Annotated in this window: 7 protein-coding genes, 1 tRNA gene and 1 pseudogene; 7 read left to right on the forward strand and 2 right to left on the reverse strand. The window is 62.9% G+C overall.

What is annotated here, in order from left to right:
• The 4 genes and pseudogenes from AC1DJT_RS33425 to AC1DJT_RS33440 all read left to right on the forward strand — a co-directional run.
• Positions 1 to 147: pseudogene (locus AC1DJT_RS33425) on the forward strand (electron transfer flavoprotein subunit beta/FixA family protein); the annotation flags it as partial.
• Between the two features lie 3 nt (positions 148 to 150).
• On the forward strand, positions 151 to 1,098 hold the full coding sequence (locus AC1DJT_RS33430; protein ID WP_476768901.1) for an electron transfer flavoprotein subunit alpha/FixB family protein: 948 nt from the start codon (positions 151 to 153) through the stop codon (positions 1,096 to 1,098).
• A 110-nt stretch (positions 1,099 to 1,208) separates the two neighbouring features.
• On the forward strand, positions 1,209 to 2,093 hold the full coding sequence (locus tag AC1DJT_RS33435; RefSeq protein ID WP_441505700.1) for a 3-hydroxybutyryl-CoA dehydrogenase: 885 nt from the start codon (positions 1,209 to 1,211) through the stop codon (positions 2,091 to 2,093).
• Positions 2,094 to 2,302: 209 nt separating this feature from the next.
• Positions 2,303 to 2,860, forward strand: a complete 558-nt coding sequence (locus AC1DJT_RS33440; protein WP_476835762.1) for an HNH endonuclease — start codon at positions 2,303 to 2,305, stop codon at positions 2,858 to 2,860.
• A 15-nt stretch (positions 2,861 to 2,875) separates the two neighbouring features.
• Here the strand turns inward: AC1DJT_RS33440 and AC1DJT_RS33445 are convergent, their stop codons facing one another.
• The gene (locus AC1DJT_RS33445) at positions 2,876 to 3,400 is read right to left on the reverse strand and encodes a disulfide bond formation protein B (protein ID WP_441505701.1); all 525 of its coding nucleotides are present in this window, start codon (positions 3,398 to 3,400) and stop codon (positions 2,876 to 2,878) included.
• A gap of 4 nt (positions 3,401 to 3,404) precedes the next feature.
• Positions 3,405 to 3,995, reverse strand: a complete 591-nt coding sequence (locus tag AC1DJT_RS33450; RefSeq protein ID WP_441505702.1) for a YqaA family protein — start codon at positions 3,993 to 3,995, stop codon at positions 3,405 to 3,407.
• A gap of 304 nt (positions 3,996 to 4,299) precedes the next feature.
• Between AC1DJT_RS33450 and AC1DJT_RS33455 the strand changes: the two genes are divergently transcribed.
• The 3 genes from AC1DJT_RS33455 to AC1DJT_RS33465 all read left to right on the forward strand — a co-directional run.
• Positions 4,300 to 4,384 (forward strand) — tRNA-Leu (locus AC1DJT_RS33455).
• Positions 4,385 to 4,548: 164 nt separating this feature from the next.
• The gene (locus tag AC1DJT_RS33460; RefSeq protein WP_476768899.1) at positions 4,549 to 5,763 is read left to right on the forward strand and encodes a tyrosine-type recombinase/integrase; all 1,215 of its coding nucleotides are present in this window, start codon (positions 4,549 to 4,551) and stop codon (positions 5,761 to 5,763) included.
• Positions 5,764 to 5,888: 125 nt separating this feature from the next.
• A partial coding sequence (locus AC1DJT_RS33465) for a helix-turn-helix domain-containing protein (RefSeq protein WP_476835763.1) occupies positions 5,889 to 6,060 on the forward strand: 172 nt, incomplete at its 3' end.

The raw sequence follows: 6,060 nt of genomic DNA on the forward strand, positions 1-6,060 counted from the left end.
ACCACCGCCGAAGCGCTCGGCGTCGACATCGCGCCGCGCCTCAAGGTCCTGAAGACCACCGAACCGCCAAGCCGATCGGCCGGCGTCAAGGTCGGCTCGGTCGCCGAGCTGGTTTCCAAGCTGAAGAATGAAGCAGGAGTTATCTGAATCATGACGACGCTGCTTCTCGCCAAGCACGACAACAAGAGCCTCAACGAGGCCACCCGCAAGGCCCTGACCGCCGCCAAGGCGCTCGGCGCGCCTGTGCATATCCTGGTCGCCGGCACGGGCTGCAAGGCGGTTGCCGAGGCCGCAGCCAAGCTCGACGGCGTCGAGAAAGTGCTGCTGGCCGACGATGCTGCCTACGAGCACCGGCTTGCCGAACCGCTGTCTGCCCTCATCGTCTCGCTGGCCGGCCCCTACGACGCGATCGTCGCGCCGGGCACCACGACCGGCAAGAATGTGATGCCGCGCGTCGCTGCCCTGCTCGATGTGATGCAGATCTCGGAAATCACCAAGGTCGTCTCGCCCGACACCTTCGAACGTCCGATCTATGCCGGCAACGCGATCCAGACCGTGCAGAGCAGCGAGGCCAAGAAGGTGCTCACCGTGCGCGGCGCGTCCTTCGCGGCGACCGGCGACGGCAGCGCGACCGCGCCGATCGAAGCGGTTGCCGCTGCCGAGCACGCCGGCACCTCGAGCTTCAAGGGCGAGGAAGTCGCCAAGTCCGATCGTCCGGAGCTCGCGTCGGCCAAGATCATCATCTCGGGCGGCCGCGCGCTCGCCTCGGCCGAGAATTTCGGCAAGGTGATCGAACCCGTCGCCGACAAGCTCGGAGCCGCCATGGGCGCCTCGCGCGCCGCGGTGGATGCCGGCTATGCCCCGAATGACTGGCAGGTCGGCCAGACCGGCAAGGTCGTGGCGCCCGACCTCTATATCGCCGTCGGCATCTCGGGCGCGATCCAGCATCTCGCCGGCATGAAGGATTCGAAGGTCATCGTCGCCATCAACAAGGACGAGGAAGCCCCGATCTTCCAGATCGCCGATTACGGCCTCGTMGGTGACCTCTTCACCATCATGCCCGAGCTTGCGGCCGAACTCGCCAAGATCGGGCGCTGACCGATCGGCCGCTGACGCCAGCGGCACGAATGTGATATCCGGGCCGCTTGCTCTGGGCGGCCCGCGTCGCTTTCACGATGAAGGCGATCAGACGAAAGATGGATCAGGACATGTCGGACCAGGCGATCAAGACGATCGGCATCATTGGCGCGGGGCAGATGGGCAACGGCATTGCCCATGTCGCGGCCGTCGCTGGCTTCGACATCCGGCTGCACGACCTCGCCGAGGACCGCATCAAGGCCGCTCTGGCGACGATCGACGGCAATATGGCGCGTCAGGTCAGCAAAGGCGCCATGGATGACTCGCTACGGCGCGAAGCCATGGCCAAGATCGTCGCGACGCCGACCCTGGAAGGGCTTGGCGACTGCGACCTGATCATCGAGGCCGCGACCGAAAGCGAGGAGGTCAAGCGCAAGATCTTCACAGCCGTCTGCCCGCATATCAAGCCGGAGACGATGCTTGCGTCCAACACCTCGTCGATCTCGATCACCCGGCTTGCCGCGGCGACCGACCGGCCGGAGCGCTTCATCGGCATCCATTTCATGAACCCCGTGCCGCTGATGCAGCTCGTCGAGCTGATTCGCGGCATCGCCACCGACGACCATACCTTCGAGGCGGCCCGCAGCTTCATCAGCAAGCTGCACAAGACGGTGACGGTCTCGGAGGATTTCCCGGCCTTCATCGTCAACCGCATCCTGCTGCCGATGATCAACGAGGCGGTCTATACGCTCTATGAGGGCGTCGGCTCGGTCGAGGCGATCGACACCGCCATGAAGCTCGGCGCCAATCATCCGATGGGTCCGCTCCAGCTTGCCGACTTTATCGGCCTCGATACCTGCCTCTCCGTGATGCAGGTGCTCCATGATGGCTTGGCGGATTCGAAATATCGCCCCTGCCCGCTGCTGGTAAAATATGTCGAAGCCGGCTGGCTCGGCCGCAAGACCAAGCGCGGTTTCTACGATTATCGCGGGGAAAAGCCGGTCCCTACCCGCTGACCGGCATCCCGACCCGGGCATTAAGCCGGGTATCGCCCCAGAATTCGGAATGGATGGCGTCGGCCGGCTCAAGGCCGGCCACTATGACGCACATCAACTTCGCACTGCGGCATCTTCACATTCCTGTCGTCTCGCGCGTACATTGAGYTGTGAGCAGGATTCGTCCTGCTTCGATCAGCGGAGGTGCGACGGGTTTGACGGCGCATGTGATGCATCCGATGGCCTCTCCGGATGGCTGTCCGGCTCTGGTGCTCAATGCCGATTTTCGGCCGCTGAGCTACTACCCTCTCTCGCTCTGGAGCTGGCAGGACGCCATCAAGGCAGTCTTCATGGACCGGGTGAACATCGTCTCGGAATACGACACGATCGTGCACAGCCCGAGCTTCAACATGAAGCTCCCGTCGGTCGTCTCGCTGAAGACCTATATCAAGCCGTCCCGCACCCCCGCCTTCACCCGCTTCAACGTCTTCCTGCGCGACCGCTTCTCCTGCCAGTACTGCGGCACGCGCGACGAACTCACCTTCGACCATGTCGTGCCGCGCTCGAAGGGCGGCCTGACGACCTGGGACAATGTGGTCGCGGCCTGCTCGCCCTGCAATCTGCGCAAGGGCGACAAGATGCCGACCGTCGTCGGCATGTTGCCTCTGCAAAGGCCCTTCGCGCCGACGGTCAACGACCTGCACCGCAACGGCAAGCTCTTCCYGCCGAACTACCTGCACGAAAGCTGGCTCGACTATCTCTACTGGGATTCCGAACTCGAACCCTGAGATGCTCGGTGCGGATTATCCGCCTTGTTTCGAGGCCTTGATCAGGCCCAGCAGGGCCAGGGCGGCAAGCCCCAGCGAAGCCAGAGCATTCCAGCCCGCCAGGGACAATCCGAGAAACCGCCACGCTGCTTCGCCACAGGACACCACACGCGTGGTCTGAAGCTGCTTCATGAAATCCTGGACGCCTGCGGCAGCCGCCGGGGCACCGCCGCCGCAATCATTCGGCCCGAGGAACCAGCCCCATTCCACACCGGAATGATAGGCGCCGAGCCCGGCGCTCCAGAGCATCAGCACGGCGAAGCCCGCGAGCACCGCCATTTGCAAGGCACGCGAACGAGCGACCACCAGCGCCGCGACGGCAAGCGCCATGGCGGCGTAATGCGGAATGCGCTGCTCGAGGCAGAGCTTGCAGGGCACGAGATGCCAGACGAGCTGCGACCACCATGCTCCGGCGATCAGGGCCGTCGAACCGAGACCGAGGAGCAGGATCAACCGCATCGGGCGCATCAGCATGTCGAGCCGGGAATCGCTGCCGGGCATTGCATCATACCGCCGGGAACAGATGTTTGAAGGCGAAGAAGCCGCCCACGATCCCAACGACCAGGACGATCATCGCCGTGGTGAAATGCTCGTCGAGAATGCGCCGGATCGGGCCGCCGAACCGATTGAGCAACCCGGCCAGAAGATAGAACCGGGCCCCGCGCGTGATGATCGAGAGCACGACAAACCAGAGCAGATCGTATCCGGCAAAGCCCGATGTGATCGTCACCAGCTTGTAGGGAATCGGCGTCAGCCCCTTCAGCAGGATGATCCAGGCACCATACTGCGCATAGGCCGCCCGAAAGGCCTCGACCCCGTCGCCATGGCCGTAGAGCTTGATGATCCACTGACCGAGCGAATCATAAAGCAACGCACCGATCGCGTAACCGAGCAGTCCCCCGAGCACCGAGGTCACTGTGCAGATCCCGGCATAGAACCAGGCTTTCTGGGGCCTGGCGAGCGCCATCGGCACCAGCATCACGTCGGGCGGAATCGGGAAGAAGGAACTTTCCGCGAAGGAGACGGCACCCAGCGCATAGGGTGCGCGCGGGCTGGCGGCGAGCGCCATGGTCCATTCATAGAGGCGTCGAAACATGCTCATGCACCGGTGCGCGCCGCCCGATGAGGGCCGACATGCGGCTGTTCAGTCCTCAGGAGCGGGCGATAGCCGTTCCGCGCGCCTGAGCGAGCAAAGACCATCTTCCGGCGAGCGTTGCCTACCCACCGGGCTGGCTTCGCTATCGAGGCTGTCTAGCCCCGATGGCGTCAGGCTGTCCATCATTCACAGCTCTGCACAATGCCTGCTCACGATCCGTTGACCGCGCGCGCGCCATCGCTATAGTCCGCCGGCCCGTTGAGGGCATGTACCGCGGTCGAAGGACCGGCGGCCTCATGCTTGGGCCCCTGTGGCGGAATTGGTAGACGCGCTCGACTCAAAATCGAGTTCCGCAAGGAGTGCTGGTTCGATCCCGGCCAGGGGCACCACATCGCCGTTCGCCAGCGTACGCTGGCGTGCGATGCTCTCTTAAAACACCCATGATTGCTTGGCTTTGCGTTCGTCGGCGTGCGTCCTCATGCGTTGACAGTCGCGAAAATTGTTGGCCCTCTGGAGCGCATAGGCCAACAGGCCGGATTTCTCGGGCCAACAAATGCCACTGACGGATGTAGCTATCAGAAGCGCCAAACCCCGCGAGAGCACCGTGAAGCTCTCGGATGGTGGCGGCTTGCAGTTGTGGATAGAGCCGCGTGGCGCAAAGCTCTGGCGCCTCGCATATCGTTTCGATGGGAAACAGAAGAAGCTCGCGATCGGCCCCTATCCGGCTGTGGATCTGCGCTCGGCCCGCGCCAAGCGGGAGGAGGCAAAGACGCTTCTCCGCGAAGGTAAAGACCCTGGCGCCATCAAGCGCCTGGAGAAGCTGACTGGCAAAGCCAACCGCGAAACAACCTTTGCGGTGGTCGCTACCGAGCTGGAGCAGCAGAAGAAAGCGAGCGGCAAGGCGCAGACGACTGTCGAGAAGTTTGCATGGCACATAAGCCTTGCGGCGCCCGACATCGGGAAGCGCCCAATTGCAGAAATCAGCGCCGCCGAGGTGCTGTCGGTCCTGCGCAAGGTCGAAGCACGTGGGCGGCTAGAGACGGCTCGACGGCTGCGCTCGATCATCGGCCAAGTTTTCCGTTATGCCATCGCGACACAGCGCGCGAAGGATGATCCGACCTTTGCGCTGCGAAGCGCGCTCACGCCGCCCATAGTCAAGAGCCAGGCTGCCCTGACCGAGAACAAGTCATTCGGTGCTCTACTGCGGGCGGTCGATGGTTATGAAGGTTCGCGCCTGACGACATACGCCCTTCAGCTCATGGCGCTCCTGTTTCCTCGTCCGGGTGAGTTGAGGCTCGCTGAGTGGTCGGAGTTCGATTTTACCCGGGCAGTTTGGACGGTTCCAGCGGGGCGAATGAAGATGAGGCGCCCTCATGTCATTCCCCTTCCTACACAAGCCCTGGCTGTCCTAACTGAGGCGCGCCGGATATCGGGCAACGGCATCTTTGTGTTTCCGTCGATCCGATCGGTCGATAGGGCGATGTCGGAGAACACATTGAATGCTGCCCTGCGGCGGTTGGGTTACTCGAAGGACGAGCACACGGCGCACGGTTTTCGAGCGTCGGCCTCCACACTCCTAAACGAAAGCGGGCTCTGGTCAGCCGATGCCGTCGAGCGCGCGCTCGCGCATGAGGAAGTGGACAAGAGCCGACGCGCCTATGCGCGCGGCCAATATTGGGACGAGCGGGTCCGCATGGCCCAATGGTGGGCGGACCACGTCGATGCTCTTCGGGGCGTCGGCCAAATCCATCGCCTCCATCGCGCCTAGCGAGCTACGCGTCTGAGGGCGGGTGGAAAATAGCGATAGCGAACAAAACAAGTACATTATTGCTGGGGAGCAGGTTTCGTGCGAACGTCAGCAAGTTCACAGGCATAACCTCAGGTGACGTAGCTATGCAATTTAAAAGGCTACTCAGTATCGACCAGACCCAGGATTACTTGGGCTTGGGCAAGACGCGCATCTATCAGCTTATCGCTCAGCACCAATTGCAGGTGATAAAGGCCGGTCGACGCACGCTTGTCTCTCAGGCAGAGCTAGAGCGTTATGTTTCGACACTCCCGCGCG

The sequence above is a fragment of the Allobosea sp. 05T422_2 genome, from assembly GCF_056396265.1.